Raw genomic sequence first — 16,529 nt, 5'->3', positions numbered from 1 at the left:
GCTGCGCACCCGGGCCCCGTTCGGTACCGCTCTACGTCACGTCGTGCGGCGGCGCCGGGCGCCCGGGCGGCGTTCGCTCGGGCGGGAGACCGTCTCGCCGGCCTCCTTCGCGGCCTCGCGGCGGGCCTCGCCGTACGCGGCGAGGGCCTCCGCCAGCTTGCCGACGCTCGGCTCCGGCGACAGGACGTCGACCCGCAGGCCGTGCTCCTCCGCCGTCTTCGCCGTCGCCGGACCGATGCAGGCGATGACCGTCACGTTGTGCGGCTTGCCCGCGATGCCGACCAGGTTGCGCACCGTGCTCGACGACGTGAACAGCACGGCGTCGAAGCCACCGCCCTTGATCGCCTCACGGGTGTCGGCCGGCGGCGGCGACGCGCGCACGGTCCGGTAGGCCGTGACGTCGTCGACCTCCCAGCCCAGCTCGATCAGGCCGGCCACCAGCGTCTCGGTGGCGATGTCGGCGCGCGGCAGGAAGACGCGGTCGATCGGGTCGAAGACCGGGTCGTAGGGCGGCCAGTCCTCCAGCAGCCCGGCGGCCGACTGCTCGCCGCTCGGCACCAGGTCCGGCTTCACGCCGAACTCGACCAGCGCGGCCGCGGTCTGCTCGCCGACCGCGGCGACCTTGATGCCCGCGAAGGCGCGCGCGTCGAGCCCGTACTCCTCGAACTTCTCCCGCACCGCCTTGACCGCGTTGACCGAGGTGAAGGCGATCCACTCGTAGCGGCCCGTCACCAGGCCCTTGACCGCCCGCTCCATCTGCTGCGGGGTACGCGGCGGCTCCACCGCGATCGTCGGCACCTCGTGCGGCACCGCGCCGTACGAACGCAGCTGGTCGGAGAGCGAGGCGGCCTGCTCCTTCGTACGCGGTACGAGGACCCGCCAGCCGAACAGCGGCTTCGACTCGAACCAGGCCATCTCCTCGCGCCGCGCGGCGGCGCCCTGCTCACCGACCACGGCTATGACGGGCCGCGCGCCCTCGGGCGAGGGGAGCACCTTGCCCTGCTTGAACACCTGGGCGATGGTGCCCAGGGTCGCGGTCCAGGTGCGCTGCCGGGTCGTCGTACCGCCGACGGTCACCGACAGCGGGGTCTCCGGCTTGCGGCCCGCGGACACCAGCTCGGCGGCCGCGGCCGCGACGGTCTCCAGGGTCGCGGAGACGACGACGCTGCCGTCGCTGGCACCGACCTCGCTCCAGCACCGCTGCGAGGCGTGCCGGGCGTCCACGAAGCGGACGTCCGCGCCCTGCTCGCCGCGCAGCGGCACACCGGCGTACGCGGGCACGCCGACGGCGGTCGCGACACCGGGGACCACCTCGAAGGGGATCCCCTCGCGGGCGCAGGCCAGCATCTCGGCGGCCGCGTTCCCGTCGAGCCCCGGGTCCCCGGTGACGGCACGCACGACCCGCCTGCCGGTGCGCGCGGCCTCCATGACAAGATTGGCGGCGTCGCGGATCACCGGGACCCCGGCGGCGGCTGACAGTTCGTCAGCTACCGTCAGCTGCGGCGTGTCGACGCCCGCGCGCGCATGGGTCCGTACGACGTCGAGCACTTCCGGCTCGGCGATCAGTACGTCCGCGCCGGCGAGCGCCTCCACGGCGCGCAGCGTCAGCAGACCCGGATCGCCGGGGCCGGCACCGAGGAAGGTGACGAGCCCGTGGGCGGCGACGACCGGAAAAGCGGAGGTGGTGGGGCTTGAGGGGTTCACAGGGATCGCTCCCCCATCAGACCGGCCGCGCCCTTGGCCAGCATCTCGTCCGCGAGTTCGCGGCCGAGCGCCATGGCCTCGTCGTACGACTGGGGCACGGGACCGGTGGTGGACAGCTGTACCAGCGTGGTTCCGTCGAGGGTTCCGACGACACCGCGCAGGCGCATGACATTGACAATCTGCCCGTCGGCCAGCAGGTCGGCGAGCGCGCCCACGGGCGCACTGCAGCCGGCCTCCAGGGCGGCGAGCAGGGCTCGTTCCGCCGTCACGGCGGAGCGGGTGTACGGGTCGTCGAGCTCACCGAGTGCGGCGGCGAGTTCCACGTTCGAGGCGAGGCACTCCACGGCAAGGGCTCCCTGGCCGGGCGCGGGCAGCACGTTGTCGACCGACAGCAGGTCGGTCGCCTCGTCGCCGCGGCCGATCCGGTTCAGCCCGGCGGCGGCCAGCACGACCGCGTCCAGCTCCCCGGCGCGCACGAAGCCGATGCGGGTGTCGACGTTGCCGCGGATCGCGACGGTCTCGATCCGCTTGCCCAGGCCGCGGGCGTAGGCGTGCAGCTGCGCCGTGCGGCGCGGCGAACCGGTGCCGACGCGGGCGCCGTCGGGGAGCTGCTCGAAGGTCAGCCCGTCGCGGGCGACCAGCGCGTCGCGCGGGTCCTCCCGCTTCGGCATGGCCGCGATGACCAGCTCCTCGGGCTGCGCGGTCGGCAGGTCCTTCAGCGAGTGCACGGCGAAGTCGACCTCGCCGCGCGCCAGCGCGTCGCGCAGCGCGGTGACGAACACCCCGGTGCCGCCGATCTGCGCGAGGTTCTCGCGGGAGACGTCACCGTAGGTCGTGATCTCCACGAGCTCCACCGGCCGGCCGGTGATCGCCCGTACGGCCTCGGCGACGTGCCCGGACTGGGACATGGCCAGCTTGCTGCGCCGCGTGCCGAGCCTGAGGGGCTGGTCGGGACGTGTGTTCATGATGCCCGTCCTGGGTCGTCATCGTTCTTCGGATCGGCCGCGTCCGCCCGGCTGACGGATGCCACCGTCTGAGGGTCGAGGTCGAAGAGTTCGCGCAGCGCCTCCGCGTACCCGGCGCCGCCGGGCTCGCTCGCGAGCTGCTTGACGCGCACGGTCGGCGCGTGGAGGAGCTTGTCGACGACGCGGCGCACGGTCTGGGTGACCTCTGCCCGCTGCCGGTCGTCGAGGTCGGGTACCCGCCCGTCGAGCCGTGCCACCTCCATGGCGACGACCTCGGCGGCCATCGCCCGCAGGGCGACGACGGTGGGGGTGATGTGCGCGGCCCGCTGCGCGGCGCCGAAGGCGGCCACCTCGTCGGCGACGATGCCGCGCACGGCGTCGACGTCGGCGGCCATCGGGGCGTCCGCGGAGGCTTCCGCGAGGCTCTCGATGTCGACGAGCCGCACCCCGGGGATGCGGTGCACGGCGCCGTCGACGTCCCGGGGCATGGCCAGGTCGAGCAGGGCCAGGCGCACCGCGGCGGCGTCGACGCTGCTGCGGACCGCCCGCCGCGGCTGCCGCTGCGCGGCGGCCTCGCCCTGGTCGGCCCAGGTCCCGTGCAGTTCGAGCGAACCGGCGTCCACCCCGGCCAGCGCGGAGCGGCCGTCCCCGGTCGGCGCGTCCAGCCCGAGCGGGCAGCCGTCCGGCTCGGCGAGGGCCCGCGCGGTCGCGGCCTCGGCGGGCGCGATGGTCCGCACGGCCCCGGCGTCGGCCAGCCGCCGCCCGCCCTCGGCCGCGGCCACCAGCCGCGCCACGACCTCGGCGTCGGCCGTGGACACCCGCGCCCAGCCCGTGACGGCGGGGCCCGGTCCGGCCGGGCCGGCCGGCGCGTGCGGCGAGGACCCGGGGGCGGGCGCGGGCGGGGCGGAGGCGGGCCCGGCGGGGCCCCCGTCCGACAGCGCCGCGGCGACGTCGTCGCCGGTCAGCACCAGCCCGGTCGCCCCCGTACAGGAGACGACCACGTCAACACGTGTCAGTTCGGCGGCGACGGCCGACATGCCGACGGCCCGCGCCACCACACCGGTGCCCGAGGCAACCAGAATCCCGGCAAGACGCTCCGCCCGCTCCGCGGTCCGGTTCGCGACCACGATCTCCGCGACGCCCACCCGTGCCAGCGTCGCCGCGGCGAGCGAGGACATCGATCCGGCCCCGATCACCAGCGCCCGCTTGCCCGCGGCCCAGTCCGCGACCGGCGTCCCGTGCCCGGCGAGCTGCTCCAGCCCGAAGGTCACCAGCGACTGCCCGGCCCGGTCGATCCCGGTCTCGGAGTGCGCCCGCTTGCCGACCCGCAGCGCCTGCTGGAAGAGGTCGTTGATCAGCCGCCCGGCGGTGTGGAGCTCCTGCCCCAGCGCGAGCGCGTCCTTGATCTGCCCGAGGATCTGGCCCTCGCCGACGACCATGGAGTCCAGCCCGCACGCCACGGAGAACAGGTGGTGCACCGCCCGGTCCTCGTAGTGCACGTACAGGTACGGGGTGAGCTCCTCCAGCGCGACCCCGCTGTGCTGGGCCAGCAGCGTGGACAGCTCGGCGACACCGGCGTGGAACTTGTCCACGTCGGCGTACAGCTCGATCCGGTTGCAGGTGGCGAGCACGGCCGCCTCGGCCGCCGGCTCGGCGGCGAGCGTGTCGTGCAGCAGCTTGGCCTTGGCGTCGGCGGACAGCGAGGCCCGCTCCAGCACGCTGACCGGCGCGCTGCGGTGACTGAGGCCAACGACGAGCAGACTCATGCCGGCATCACCGCCGGGACCTCTCCCTCGGGCCCGCCCTTGCGCGCGGCGGCGGCCGCCGCGGCGGACCGCCCGGCCGGCTGCGGGCTGGCGGCAACGGGCTCCGCGCCCGTTCCCCCACCGGCGGCCGGCTCCGGCACGACCCCCACGCCGCCCGCGGCCACACCGGCGGCGGCGGCTTCCTCGCCCGCCTTGCGCTGCTCGTGGAAGGCCAGGATCTGGAGCTCGATGGACAGGTCGACCTTGCGCACGTCGACGCCGTCCGGCACCTGCAGCACGGTCGGCGCGAAGTTCAGGATGGAGGTGACACCGGCGGCGATGAGCCGCTCGCTCACCTGCTGCGCGGCGCCGGCCGGGGTCGCGATGACCCCGATCGAGACGCCGTTCTCCTCGATGATCTTCTCCAGGTCATCGGTGTGCCGCACCGGCATCCCGGCGACGGGCCTGCCGGCCATCGCGGGGTCGGCGTCGATCAGCGCGGCCACCCGGAACCCGCGGGAGGCGAAGCCGCCGTAGTTGGCGAGCGCGGCGCCGAGGTTGCCGATGCCGACGATGACGACCGGCCAGTCCTGGGTGAGGCCGAGCTCGCGGGAGATCTGGTAGACGAGGTACTCGACGTCGTAGCCGACGCCGCGGGTCCCGTAGGAGCCGAGGTACGAGAAGTCCTTGCGCAGCTTCGCCGAGTTGACCCCGGCGGCGGTCGCGAGCTCCTCGGAGGACACCGTGGGCACCGATCGCTCGGAGAGCGCGGTGAGGGCGCGCAGGTACAGCGGAAGCCGGGCGACAGTGGCCTCGGGAATACCTCGGCTGCGGGTCGCCGGTCGGTGAGTTCGGCCAGTTGCCACGATGCTCCTGCGGGATGAGCGGGGCTGCAGGCGGCCACTTGTCCCAGGACCGCCCCGTCGAATGCAGGCTATGTCTTTGTGAACGCGTGCACAAAGATTGTGTCCGCTTTGTCCGAGCAAAGTGACCGGGGTCACGCGGGGCGGGCAGGCAGGGCCCGGGCCGGGAACGGGCCGAACCCGTTCAAATCCCGAGGGGGGCAAAGCGGTACACACTCCTCATCGATACGCCCCCGAGTCCCCACAAATCGCCCACGATGGTAACGGGCGAATCGGTCAGGCCCCCAATGCCCGTCGCAACCGGTCGGGGTTCACCCTCCAGAAGGTGTGCTGTTCACCATCGACGAGCACCACCGGAATCTGCTCCCAGTGCAGCCGGTAGAGCTCCTCGTCCTGCGAGATGTCCTTCTTCTCCCACTGTGCCCCCGTCTGCGCGCAGACCGTCTCGATGACCGCCTGCGCGTCGTCGCACAGATGGCACCCCGGCTTCCCGATGAGCGTGACCATCCGCTCTCCCGGACTCTTCTTTTCCTTACGGCGCAGCAAAGGACTCATGCCCTCATTGTCCCGCCCCGGGCGGGCGCGCCCGAAGAGTTAACCGCTCCGTCTCCCGGCGGTTCGGGAACTCCCGAACACAATGGCTATGCTCGCGTCATGGCCGCTCTGGGATGGCTCACCCCCCGTAGGCGCTCCGCCACCGCGCGGAGCGTGCTGGCAGGCGAGGCCTCGGCCGAGGCCGCCCGCAAGAGCGCGCGGGCCGGAGCCCCACCTCACACCGCCCCGACGCAGGACGAGACCGCGCTCGCGACGGCGTCCCTGGACCTCGCGACCGCCACCGGCGGCGCCGAGCGGCCCGCGGAGCCCGAGCCGGAGCACCCCGAGCCGGAGTTCCCCGTTCCCGGGGACGACCTCGCCGCCGCCTTCTTCGACCTCGACAACACCGTCATGCAGGGCGCCGCGATCTTCCACTTCGGCCGCGGCCTCTACAAGCGCGAGTTCTTCCGGCGCCGCGAACTGGCCCGCTTCGCCTGGCAGCAGGCCTGGTTCCGGCTCGCCGGCGTCGAGGACCCCGATCACATGCAGGACGCCCGCGACAGCGCCCTGTCCATCGTCAAGGGCCACAAGGTCTCCGAGCTGATGTCCATCGGCGAGGAGATCTACGACGAGTACATGGCCGAGCGCATCTGGCCGGGCACCCGCGCCCTGGCCCAGGCCCACCTCGACGCCGGCCAGAAGGTGTGGCTGGTCACCGCCGCCCCCGTCGAGACGGCCACGATCATCGCCCGCCGCCTCGGCCTCACCGGCGCCCTGGGCACCGTCGCCGAGTCCGTGGACGGGATCTACACCGGCCGCCTGGTCGGCGAACCCCTGCACGGCCCCGCCAAGGCGGAAGCGGTGCGCGCGCTGGCCGCCGCCGAGCACCTCGACCTCGAACACTGCGCCGCGTACAGCGATTCGCACAACGACATCCCGATGCTGTCCCTGGTCGGGCATCCGTACGCGATCAATCCCGATACGAAACTGCGCAAGCATGCGCGGGCCAACGACTGGCGCCTGCGCGACTATCGGACCGGCCGCAAGGCCGTGAAGGTCGGCGTCCCGGCCGCCGCCGGAGTCGGCGCCCTGGCGGGCGGCGCGGCCGCCGCCATCGCCCTGCACCGGCGCCGCAAGTAGAAACGCCGGGCCACGGCCCCGCGACGGGCTCCCCGGCGCACATTCCCCCACCCCTACCCGCGCCGTCGGCGCGGCATTCCGGCCTGCCCGACTCGGTCGCGAGCCACCGTGGAAGCTTCCATTCCGCGCACCCATGTGATCAAGAACTGATCACCAACCCGACCTGAATATGCCCTCGACACGCAACAGAAGTGTCGGAACCGGTGATTTCAGCAACTGGGTGTAGCGCTGCCTGTACGAAGCGTTATTCTCCTCAAACGCATGCCACCGCCCATCTGTCGCCACGACGGGTGAACGGTCCCGCACTGCACGTGATGGAAGCTCTGCCTCTGGGAGTCCCGTGTACCCACCTGTCGGGGTTGACGCCTCGGGCCTGGCTACGCTGCGCGCAACGGTCCTCGACCTCCTGCGCGGCTTCGTCCCCACCGCGTACGCCGTCCCCGCCCTCGCCGCCGCGGTCCCCGCCGGACTCGGCCCGGCCGGTCCTTGCTATGCCCTGACCGACGGCGGAGCGACGGTGGGCAGACGCGGTCGATCGGGCGCGAGCCCGGCCGCCACCGCCGGCACCACCACGCCCGCGGCCCGCCGCCCCACCGCGGACAGCGACCAGGCCCGCATGATGGACCTGGTCGAACGGGCCCAGGCGGGCGAGGCCGAGGCCTTCGGCCGCCTCTACGACCAGTACAGCGACACGGTGTACCGCTACATCTACTACCGCGTCGGCGGCAAGGCGACCGCGGAGGACCTCACCAGTGAGACCTTCCTGCGCGCGCTGCGCCGCATCTCCACCTTCACCTGGCAGGGCCGCGACTTCGGCGCCTGGCTGGTGACCATCGCGCGGAACCTGGTGGCGGACCACTTCAAGTCCAGCCGCTTCCGCCTGGAGGTCACCACCGGCGAGATGCTCGACGCCAACGAGGTGGAACGCAGCCCCGAGGACTCCGTCCTGGAGTCCCTCTCCAACGCGGCCCTGCTCGAAGCCGTGCGCAAACTGAACCCGCAGCAGCAGGAGTGCGTCACCCTGCGCTTCCTCCAGGGCCTGTCGGTCGCCGAGACCGCCCGTGTCATGGGGAAGAACGAGGGGGCCATCAAAACGCTCCAGTACCGGGCCGTCCGCACCCTGGCCCGCCTGCTGCCGGACGACGCCCGCTGACCGGCTCCACCGGGCAGCCCGGCCCCCACCCGACAACACGACCCCACACCCACGACCGGTGACCCCTCGATGACGCTGTGGTCCGATCATCCTTCGTCCGTAACCCAAGTGCCGCGCCGCTCGTTGTGCGGGATGCAGGCTCCCTTTGGACACGCCCTGCCCGAAGCCGCTCACTCGAAAGTGTGGATGTGCTCAAGGAAGGCAACCTTCCGGACACCTAGGGGAGTCGATCGTCATGACGAGAGGAGGTGCCGCCAGTGATCGCGAACGTTACTCCGCACCGGCGGGCGAACGCCTTCGCCCAGGCCCTGGAGGATCGGACCCTGTCCGACCTTTCGGAACCGGACCCGGCGGCCGAGCAGTCCGAGGCACCTGCCGAACCTGCCGACCACGACCGGTTGTTGGCCCTGGCGAGCGTGCTCGGCGAAAGAATGCCGCGCCCGGTGCTGGACCCCGAGGTCAAAGTGGTGCAACGAGCCCAGCTCGTCGCAGCCATGGAGACCATGGTGAAGGAGGAGAGGGCCGGAGGCGGTGCCGCCGCCGACCCTCTGGTGCCCGAACAGCGGACCGGCCGCGGCGCCCACCGGGCGACCTCGCTCCGGAAATTGCGGCCCCGCTCCCGCTGGTCCAAGGGCATCGCAGCGGGGGGCCTCACCGTGGGTGTGGCCGCAGGGGCCTTCAGCGGAGTGGCCGCTGCCAGCACCGACGCCCTGCCAGGTGACTCCCTCTACCCCATCAAGCGGGGCATGGAGGATCTGAAGCTGGGCATGGCCGACGAGGACGCGGACCGGGGCGAGCTCTACCTCGACCAGGCCTCCAACCGGCTGTCGGAAGCGCGCAGGCTCATGGAGCGCGGCCGCACGGGCGTACTGGACCACGAATCCCTGGGCGCGATCCGCCGCGCCCTCGCGGGCATGAAGCACGACGCCGCGGAGGGCCACCGGCTGCTCCAGGCGGCGTACGAACGGGACGGATCGCTCGGCCCGATCCAGACGCTGTCCTCGTTCTCCCGCTCCCACCGCGACGCGTGGGGCCGTCTCCGGGAGAAGCTCCCGGCGCAGCTCACCGACGTCGGGGGCGAGGTCGAGTCGGTGTTCCAGGCCATAGACGATGACGTGGCGCCGCTCCAGGGCCTGCTGCCCAAACCCCCGGAGCAGACCCGCGGCCCGGGCGCCCCCGCCAAGCCCAGCACCCCGGCGACGGGCAAGCACCAGCCGTCGGCGCAGCCGGGCGCGCCCTCCCAGGCCGCACCGCCGGCCGCCCCCAGCCCCTCCGGCAGCCGCCCCACGGCTCCCGGTACGGGCGGCGGCCTCCTCGGCGGAGCCGGCGACCTGCTGCACCCCCCGGCCCCGGGCCAGTCCGCGCCGCCGTCCGCGACGACCCCGGACCTCCCGCAGCCGGACATCACCCTCCCGCCGCTCCTCCCGGGACTCCTCCCGGGCCTGGGCCTCAACGCGGAGGACGCTGGCCAGTAGCCGACGCACAGCGGGGGCCGCGCACGGCGCGGCCCCCGCTGACGTCTGCCCTAGAAGAAGACCGACCGCCGCTGCACCAGCAGCTTGTACAGGGTGTGCTGGATCTGCTCCCGGACCTGGTCCGTGAGGTTGAACATCAGCATCGGATCCTCCGCCGCCTCCGGCGCGTACCCGTCCGTCGGGATCGGCTCCCCGAACTGGATCGTCCACTTCGTCGGCAACGGCACCGCCCCCAGCGGACCCAGCCACGGGAACGTCGGCGTCACCGGGAAGTACGGCAGCCCCAGCAACCGCGCCAGGGTCTTCGCGTTCCCGATCATCGGGTAGATCTCCTCCGCGCCCACGATCGAGCACGGCACGATCGGAGTTCCCGCCCGCAGCGCCGTCGAGACGAAGCCGCCCCGCCCGAACCGCTGGAGCTTGTACCGCTCGCCGAACGGCTTCCCTATCCCCTTGAAGCCCTCCGGCATCACCCCGACGAGCTCGCCCGCCTCCAGGAGCCGCTGCGCGTCCTCCGCGCAGGCCAGGGTGTGCCCGGCCTTGCGGGCGATCTCGTTGACCACCGGCAGCATGAACACCAGGTCCGCCGCCAGCAGTCGCAGGTGCCGCTCCGCCGGGTGCCGGTCGTGGACGGCCACCTGGAGCATCAGCCCGTCCAGCGGGAGCGTCCCCGAGTGGTTCGCCACGATCAGCGCCCCGCCCTCCTTGGGGATGTTCTCGATCCCCTTGACCTCCACCCGGAAGTACTTGTCGTACACCGGCCGCAGCAAGGACATCAGGACCTGGTCCGTCAGCTCCTTGTCGTAGCCGAAGTCATCGACCTCGTACTCCCCGGTGATCCGCCGCCGCAGGAACGCCAGCCCACCCGCGATCCGCCGGTCCCAGCCGTCACCCGGCAGTCCCGGCTCCGAAGGGGGCACCGGCCCGGCCGCGGGCCCCGCCGGGTCCACGGCCGCCGCGGGCGCCGGCACCGCGCGCACCTTCCGGGGCGTGACCCGCCGGCGCGGCCGGTCCTCGTCGAACGGAATGACCTTGGCGTCCGCCACTATCGCTTCGCTCCCTCGTCCACACCGGCGCCCGCACCGGCGACCGGCCCGCTCACCTCCGGGTCCTCCACCCCCAGCACGGAGGCCACCCGCCGCACGGCCCGGTCGACCCGGTCCGCCGGCAGCAGCCCCTTCCCGCGGCTCCGCGCGAAATCGGCGAAGGTCTCCACGGTCGTGTACATCGGCCGGAACCCCAGGGTGTCCCGCATCTGCGTGGTCTCCACGACCCGCCCGTGCGTCAGCAGCCTGATCTGCTCCGGGGAGAAATCCGTCACCCCGACCGTGCGCAGCGCCGAGCCCACCCACGTCACCGCGGGCAGCAGCAGCGGCACCGTCGGCCGGCCCAGCCTGCGCGAGCACTGCGACAGCAGCAGCACCCCGTCCCCCGCGATGTTGAACGTCCCGCTGTTCAGCGTCCCCCGCCGGGGCTCCCCGGCCGCCAGCCGGAGCACCTCCACCACATCGTCCTCGTGCACGAACTGCAACCGCGGGTCGTACCCGAGCACCGTGGGCATCACCGGCATCGAGAAGTACTCCGCCAGCGCCGAATCCGCGTACGGCCCCAGGATGTTCGCGAAGCGCAGCACACACACCGCCACGTCCGGCCGCCTGCGCGCGAAGCCCCGTACGTAGCCCTCGACCTCCGCGGCGTCCTTGGCGAAGCCGACGGCGGGCAGCGACTTCGGCTGGGTCGTCTCCGTGAAGACGGCGGGGTCGCGCGAGGTGCCCCCGTACACACTGGTGCTCGACTTCACGACGACCCGGCGCACCGTCGGCGACTTCTGGCAGGCCCCGAGGAGCTGCATCGTCCCGATGACGTTCGTTTCCTTGACGGTGCTGCGCCCGCCCGGAGCCCCCGCCGCGCCGCCCGTGACGGCCAAATGGACCACCGTGTCCACGGCGTGCTCCGCGAGCACGCGCACGATGCCGGACTGTCTGATGTCCGCGCGGACGAACTCCGCCGAACCGAGCCGGTGCGGCGGGCTCACCGCGTCGACCGCGATCACCCGCTCCACGTCCGGGTCGCGCTGGATGCGGCGCACGAAGCGGCCTCCCAGCTGCCGGGCAGCCCCGGTGACGAGCACGACCTTCCCCACGAGCTCAGCGCCTCCCTCGAAGAAGTACCCCGGCTGCACCGCAGCCCCTCCACCAGGATGGTGGAGGGGCTGCGGAGAACACGTACAGCTGCCGTTTACTTCTTGTTACGGCGCTGGACGCGGGTGCGCTTGAGCAGCTTGCGGTGCTTCTTCTTAGCCATCCGCTTGCGCCGCTTCTTGATAACAGAGCCCACGACTACCCTCGCTCACTTCTCTTCATTCGGTGCGGGGCGTCGGGGCCCACACGACCTACGTCGGCCTAGCCTACCGTCCCGAGCTCTGAGCTTGTAATCCGAGGGCCCGCCGGGTCAGTCTCAGGCCGATTCCACCCCCACATACGACTCGCGGAGGTACTCGTGGACCGCGTTTTCGGGGACCCGGAAGGACCGGCCCACCCGGATCGCGGGCAGATGACCGTTGTGCACCAAGCGGTACACGGTCATCTTCGACACTCGCATCACCGAGGCGACCTCCGCCACGGTCAGGAACTGAACCTCGCTGAGAGGCCTCTCGCCAGCAGCCATGACACCCACCTTGACCTTCCGCGCGTGACGGGCACCGGCTTCCCCTCCGGTTACTCCTCGTCGTCGCACGCTCACTCCCAGAGTAGGGGCGTGTGATACGAGTGGGGAAGAGGAGCTACGGCCACTCCTGACGCCCCGGCAGCCGGGCCCGGTGCAACACGTACCGGATCAGCGGTCTGTAGTAATCCGAGCGCACCCCGTCATCAAGCGGAACCGTCACCGCGACCCGCCCCTCGGCCTCGCCGACGAACAGCGCGGGATCGTCCGTATCCGCCAGCCCGATGGCGTCCACACCCAGCTGACCTGCACCGCAGACCCACCCGTGGTCCCCCACCACCAGCTCCGGCAGCGGGCCGCCGGCCTCCGCCAGCGCCCCCAGCGCCATCCGAACCGGCAGGGGTGAATGGGAGTGTGCGCCGGGGGCACTCGCGGCCGACCGCGCGCCGTCCTCCCGCACCAGTGCGACTCCCCGTACGTAATCGATGCGGTGCGGCCGTACGCCGAACCGGGTCGCCATGTCGACACCGACCCCCTGCGCCGGAGTGAGGACAACACATCCCGCCGCCGACAGCGCCCCGGCCAAAGAGGCGTAGAACTCCAGGAGGCGGTGCGGATGCCCCGTGCCGAACAACACGGGCGACCGCGCCCCGGCAGCCGCCCCCAGCCGCTCCGCGAACGCCCCCAGGGCCGCCACCGTCCGCTCCGGGTCGATCACGTCCGGCCCGCTGACGTGCGCCGGATCCGCCGAAACCCCGCACTTGGACGCCATCAGCCCCAGCAGTTCACCCTCACCCCAGCCCCGCTCCGGGTCGAGCCCCAGCAGCACCCGCGGATCCCGCGCCGCGAACAGCCGGTAACTGCGCAGGCTCGACTCCCTCGACGTGGCGACGGGCCCGGCCAACCGGGCGGCCAGCAGATGCGCACGCAGCGCGCCGGTGGTCAACACCCTCCGATGCTGCCGCACCGGACCTGGCACGGCCTCACATCCGGGAAACCGCCGCACAGTTGGCGTAATGGTGCATCGTCACACCAGCATCCCCCGCAACGGGAACACCGCCCGCCGGGTCGCCAGAACGGCCTGATCCGTACGGTCCGCCGGATCGTACCCGGCCTCCCACTCCCGCCACCGCGCGTCCCGCCCGTCCGTCATCCGCGCCGGCCCCGGCTGCCGCGTCCGCGCGTACACCAGGTCGAGCCACTCCCTGGGCACCGCCGCCGCCGGATCCACCGGCCGGTGCGCCGCGATGCCCACCAGATGCGTCCAGGAGCGCGGCACGACGTCCACCACCGCGTACCCGCCGCCGCCCAGCGCCAGCCACCGCCCGTCCGCGTACTCGTGCGCCAGCCGGTGACAGGCCTCCTGCACCGCCCGCTGCGCGTCCAGCGACACCGCCAGGTGCGCCAGAGGGTCCTCGAAGTGCGTGTCCGCCCCGTGCTGGGTGACCAGCACCTGCGGCCGGAAGTCCGCCAGCAGCTCCGGCACCGTCGCGTGGAAGGCCCGCAGCCAGCCCTCGTCACCCGTCCCGGCCGGCAGCGCCACGTTCACCGCCGAACCCTCCGCCCCCGGCCCGCCCGTCTCCTGCGGCCAGCCCGTCTGCGGGAACAGCGTCCGCGGGTGCTCGTGCAGCGAGACCGTCAGGACGCGCGGATCGTCCCAGAACGCCGCCTGCACGCCGTCCCCGTGATGGACGTCCACGTCCACGTACGCGACCCGCTCGGCCCCCAGCTCCAGCAGCCGCGCGACCGCCAGCGCCGCGTCGTTGTACACGCAGAACCCGGCCGCGCCGCCCGGCATCGCGTGGTGCAGCCCGCCCGCGAAGTTCACCGCGTGCTCCGCCTCGCCGCGCCACACGGCCTCCGCCCCGGCCACCGACTGCCCCGCGATCAGCGCCGAGGCCTCGTGCATCCCGTGGAAGGCCGGATCGTCGACGGTCCCGAGCCCGTACGAGCCGTCGGCTGCCCCCGGGTCGGCCGACACCTCGCGCACGGCCGCCACGTAGTCCTCCCGGTGCACCAGCCGCAGCGTCGAATCGCCGGCCGCGCGGCCCGCCCGCACCTCCATCGCCCGGTCCAGCCCGAAGGCCCGCACCAGACCCATGGTCAGCGCCAGGCGCACCGGGTCCATCGGATGGCTCGGTCCGAAGTCATACCTCGTTACCGCTTCGTCCCACATCAACAGCCCGGTCACCGGCTCGACGCTCATGCCCGACACCGTATCGGGCCCGGTCCGCGCCGAACGAGCGGGCCTGCAAGAGCGTCACCAGCACGAGCACCATCGGCACGAGCATCGCGCCCCGGTAGCTCCAGGCGTCCCCGATGCCCCCGACGAGCGGCGAACCGATCAGGAAACCGACGTAGTTGAAGATGTTCAGCCGCGCCACCGCCGTGTCGGAGGCCCCGGGGAACAGCCTCCCCGCGGCGGCGAACGTCTGCGGCACGATCACACACAGCCCGATCCCCAGCAGCGTGAAGCCCAGCATCCCCGTCCACGCCCCCGGCGCGGACGCCACCACCGCGAACCCGCCGGCCGCCACCACCGTCCCGGCCCGCACCACGGCCACCGCACCGAACCGGCGCACCCCGAGGTCCCCCACGGCCCGCCCGATCAGGGTCGTCACCATGTACACGTTGTACGGGACGGTCGCCAGCTGCTCGGAACTGCCCAGCACGTCCTGGAGGTACTTGGCACTCCAGTTCGCCACCGTCGAGTCCCCGATGTACGCGCACGCCATCACCACGCACAGCGGCAGCAGCAGCTTCCCGCCCTTCGCCGGCCAGCCACCGGCCGCCTCACCGGCGCCGCCCGGAGCGGAGTCCGCGTAGAACCGGCTCCCCACCAGCGCCGACGGCAACAGCACCAGCACGGCGGGCAGGTAACCGGTGAACAGCGACAGGTGCCAGTGCGCCCCCGCCCAGGCCGCCGAGGCCCCCAGGATCCCGCCGAGGCTGTACGCGGCGTGGAAGCCGAGCATGATGCTCCGCCCGTACGCCCGCTGGAGGCTCACCCCCAGCATGTTCATCGAGGCGTCGAGCGCCCCCACCGCCAGCCCGAACACCCCGAGCGCCACCGCGACGTGCCACATCCGGGTCCCCGCCCCGACCCCGAGCAGGGCGAGCAGGACGACGGGCTGCGCCCACCGCAACACCGTGCTCGGCGCGATCCGCTTCACGAGGTGCTCGGTGGCGACGCTCGAAACCCCGGCGAGGACCGGCACGGCGGCGAGGAAGGCGGGCAGCAGCCCGTCGGATATCCCGTACTGGTCCTGGATCGCGGGGATCCGGGTCACCAGCAGGGCGAAGGCGACGCCCTGCGCGAAGAAGCTGAACCCGAGGGCACCACGCCCGCGCCGCAGCCGCACGTCAACTGTCATGGCGGCACAGCGTAGGCCCCCCTGCTACCGGTGGGTAGAGCGATCACACACCCAATCCGAGCAGCGGGAACAGCTCCTTCATCTCCCCGAAGTAGGCGCTGGCCCCGGGGAGCGCGTCGGCCGGGGACATGGAGGTGTACGCGAAGACGTCCATCCCCGCGGCCCGGGCCGCCTCCACCCCGAGCTTGCTGTCCTCGATGACGACGCACCGCGCGGGCGCGACGCCCATCATGTCCGCCGCGTGCAGGAACAGGTCCGGCGCCGGCTTGCCCCGCCCCACGTCCTCGGCGCTGAAGATCCACTCCTCCTCGAACCACTCCCCCAGCCCCGCGCTGCGGTGTCCGACCCGGATCCGCTCGTGCGTGCCGGAGGAGGCCAGGCAGTACGGCACCCCCTGCGCGGACAGCTCGGCCAGCACCTCGGTCACCCCGGGGACGGGCTTCAGCTCCCGGACGAAGGCGGCGGAGACCCGTTCCTGGAGGGTGTGGTCGAACTCCTCGGGCAGCCGCTGCCCGCTCCTCTCGAAGACCAGATCGTGCACCCGGTGCACCGCGGCCCCCATGTAGTCCCGCAGCGACTCCTCATAGGAGGTCGGATGCCCCAGCTCCGTCAGATACCCGGAGAGGATCGTGTTGGAGAGCGGCTCGCTGTCCACGAGGACGCCGTCGTTGTCGAAGATGACCAGCTCATAGCCCATCCACCCAGCGTACGAGCGACCGGCGCGGGTTCCCGGCAGGTTCGTACGGGTAAACGGTGGAACCCTGCCCGGCCCCGGTCCCGGTCCCGGCCCGGGCGTCGGCTGGCTGCCGCGCGAAAAGGCCCGTAAACGCAGAAAAGCCCCGCACCAGTTACCTGGTGCGGGGCTTTCCCACAATGATTGTTCGGCGGCGTCCTACTCTCCCACAGGGTCCC

Annotated in this window: 16 protein-coding genes; 3 read left to right on the top strand and 13 right to left on the bottom strand. The window is 72.6% G+C overall.

Translation table 11 applies throughout. From position 1 onward, the window contains the following. Positions 1–36 precede the first annotated feature (36 nt). The 5 genes from ACFYYT_RS19710 to ACFYYT_RS19690 all read right to left on the bottom strand — a co-directional run bounded on the left by ACFYYT_RS19710 (position 37) and on the right by ACFYYT_RS19690 (position 5,832). On the bottom strand, positions 37–1,704 hold the full coding sequence (locus ACFYYT_RS19710) for a uroporphyrinogen-III synthase (RefSeq protein WP_351818126.1): 1,668 nt from the start codon (positions 1,702–1,704) through the stop codon (positions 37–39). Next, entirely contained in the window at positions 1,701–2,669 is a 969-nt protein-coding gene (gene hemC / locus ACFYYT_RS19705) for a hydroxymethylbilane synthase (protein WP_351818129.1), read from the bottom strand. Before hemC ends, ACFYYT_RS19710 begins: the two co-directional genes overlap by 4 nt. After that, positions 2,666–4,435, bottom strand: coding sequence for a glutamyl-tRNA reductase (locus tag ACFYYT_RS19700; protein WP_351818132.1), 1,770 nt, complete (start codon positions 4,433–4,435; stop codon positions 2,666–2,668). The genes hemC and ACFYYT_RS19700 overlap by 4 nt, the downstream gene beginning before the upstream one ends. Then, positions 4,432–5,280, bottom strand: coding sequence for a redox-sensing transcriptional repressor Rex (locus ACFYYT_RS19695; RefSeq protein ID WP_351818134.1), 849 nt, complete (start codon positions 5,278–5,280; stop codon positions 4,432–4,434). The genes ACFYYT_RS19700 and ACFYYT_RS19695 overlap by 4 nt, the downstream gene beginning before the upstream one ends. Positions 5,281–5,553: 273 nt before the next feature. Then, positions 5,554–5,832 carry a glutaredoxin family protein gene (locus ACFYYT_RS19690; RefSeq protein WP_351818137.1) on the bottom strand — a complete coding sequence of 93 codons (279 nt, stop codon included), beginning with the start codon at positions 5,830–5,832 and terminating at the stop codon, positions 5,554–5,556. A 99-nt stretch (positions 5,833–5,931) separates the two neighbouring features. On the opposite strand from ACFYYT_RS19690, the gene ACFYYT_RS19685 reads away from it, so the two are divergent. The 3 genes from ACFYYT_RS19685 to ACFYYT_RS19675 all read left to right on the top strand — a co-directional run bounded on the left by ACFYYT_RS19685 (position 5,932) and on the right by ACFYYT_RS19675 (position 9,579). Further along, a complete protein-coding gene (locus ACFYYT_RS19685) occupies positions 5,932–6,951 on the top strand; it encodes an HAD-IB family hydrolase (protein ID WP_351818140.1) in 1,020 nt (339 codons plus the stop codon). Between the two features lie 340 nt (positions 6,952–7,291). Then, positions 7,292–8,104 (top strand): ECF subfamily RNA polymerase sigma factor, BldN family, encoded by an 813-nt coding sequence (locus ACFYYT_RS19680; protein ID WP_351818143.1) that lies wholly within the window; start codon positions 7,292–7,294, stop codon positions 8,102–8,104. Between the two features lie 257 nt (positions 8,105–8,361). After that, complete coding sequence (locus ACFYYT_RS19675; RefSeq protein ID WP_351818146.1) at positions 8,362–9,579, top strand: DUF5667 domain-containing protein; 1,218 nt, start codon at positions 8,362–8,364, stop codon at positions 9,577–9,579. Between the two features lie 50 nt (positions 9,580–9,629). Here ACFYYT_RS19675 and ACFYYT_RS19670 read toward each other — a convergent pair whose 3' ends face one another. The 8 genes from ACFYYT_RS19670 to ACFYYT_RS19635 form a co-directional block, all read right to left on the bottom strand. Continuing rightward, positions 9,630–10,625 carry a lysophospholipid acyltransferase family protein gene (locus ACFYYT_RS19670; protein ID WP_351818149.1) on the bottom strand — a complete coding sequence of 332 codons (996 nt, stop codon included), beginning with the start codon at positions 10,623–10,625 and terminating at the stop codon, positions 9,630–9,632. After that, complete coding sequence (locus ACFYYT_RS19665; protein WP_351818152.1) at positions 10,625–11,722, bottom strand: NAD-dependent epimerase/dehydratase family protein; 1,098 nt, start codon at positions 11,720–11,722, stop codon at positions 10,625–10,627. The genes ACFYYT_RS19670 and ACFYYT_RS19665 overlap by 1 nt, the downstream gene beginning before the upstream one ends. 95 nt (positions 11,723–11,817) lie before the next feature. Next, positions 11,818–11,916 (bottom strand): 30S ribosomal protein bS22, encoded by a 99-nt coding sequence (locus ACFYYT_RS19660; protein ID WP_003948845.1) that lies wholly within the window; start codon positions 11,914–11,916, stop codon positions 11,818–11,820. Positions 11,917–12,036: 120 nt separating this feature from the next. Beyond that, entirely contained in the window at positions 12,037–12,246 is a 210-nt protein-coding gene (locus ACFYYT_RS19655) for a helix-turn-helix domain-containing protein (protein ID WP_008738568.1), read from the bottom strand. 115 nt (positions 12,247–12,361) lie between these two features. Continuing rightward, entirely contained in the window at positions 12,362–13,192 is an 831-nt protein-coding gene (locus ACFYYT_RS19650; protein WP_351818155.1) for a phosphatase, read from the bottom strand. Between the two features lie 78 nt (positions 13,193–13,270). Further along, the gene (locus ACFYYT_RS19645; RefSeq protein WP_351818184.1) at positions 13,271–14,419 is read right to left on the bottom strand and encodes an acetoin utilization protein AcuC; all 1,149 of its coding nucleotides are present in this window, start codon (positions 14,417–14,419) and stop codon (positions 13,271–13,273) included. Then, a complete protein-coding gene (locus tag ACFYYT_RS19640) occupies positions 14,391–15,617 on the bottom strand; it encodes an MFS transporter (protein WP_351818158.1) in 1,227 nt (408 codons plus the stop codon). The genes ACFYYT_RS19645 and ACFYYT_RS19640 overlap by 29 nt, the downstream gene beginning before the upstream one ends. A gap of 43 nt (positions 15,618–15,660) precedes the next feature. After that, complete coding sequence (locus tag ACFYYT_RS19635) at positions 15,661–16,314, bottom strand: HAD family hydrolase (RefSeq protein WP_351818161.1); 654 nt, start codon at positions 16,312–16,314, stop codon at positions 15,661–15,663. Positions 16,315–16,529 lie beyond the last annotated feature (215 nt).

Source organism: Streptomyces sp. NPDC002032 (assembly GCF_042890765.1).
GTDB lineage: Bacteria > Actinomycetota > Actinomycetes > Streptomycetales > Streptomycetaceae > Streptomyces.
Note: the sequence above shows the minus strand (reverse complement) of the source record. Positions and strands in the feature narration are given on the sequence as shown.

Bases quoted from the DNA above. Each gene is read 5' to 3' on its own strand.
- ACFYYT_RS19700 (WP_351818132.1), bottom strand. From the start codon at position 4,435: ATGAGTCTGCTCGTCGTTGGCCTCAGTCACCGCAGCGCGCCGGTCAGC.
- ACFYYT_RS19635 (WP_351818161.1), bottom strand. From the start codon at position 16,314: ATGGGCTATGAGCTGGTCATCTTCGACAACGACGGCGTCCTCGTGGAC.
- ACFYYT_RS19690 (WP_351818137.1), bottom strand. From the start codon at position 5,832: ATGAGTCCTTTGCTGCGCCGTAAGGAAAAGAAGAGTCCGGGAGAGCGG.
- ACFYYT_RS19645 (WP_351818184.1), bottom strand. From the start codon at position 14,419: ATGTGGGACGAAGCGGTAACGAGGTATGACTTCGGACCGAGCCATCCG.
- ACFYYT_RS19685 (WP_351818140.1), top strand. From the start codon at position 5,932: ATGGCCGCTCTGGGATGGCTCACCCCCCGTAGGCGCTCCGCCACCGCG.
- hemC (WP_351818129.1), bottom strand. From the start codon at position 2,669: ATGAACACACGTCCCGACCAGCCCCTCAGGCTCGGCACGCGGCGCAGC.
- ACFYYT_RS19640 (WP_351818158.1), bottom strand. From the start codon at position 15,617: ATGACAGTTGACGTGCGGCTGCGGCGCGGGCGTGGTGCCCTCGGGTTC.
- ACFYYT_RS19655 (WP_008738568.1), bottom strand. From the start codon at position 12,246: ATGGCTGCTGGCGAGAGGCCTCTCAGCGAGGTTCAGTTCCTGACCGTG.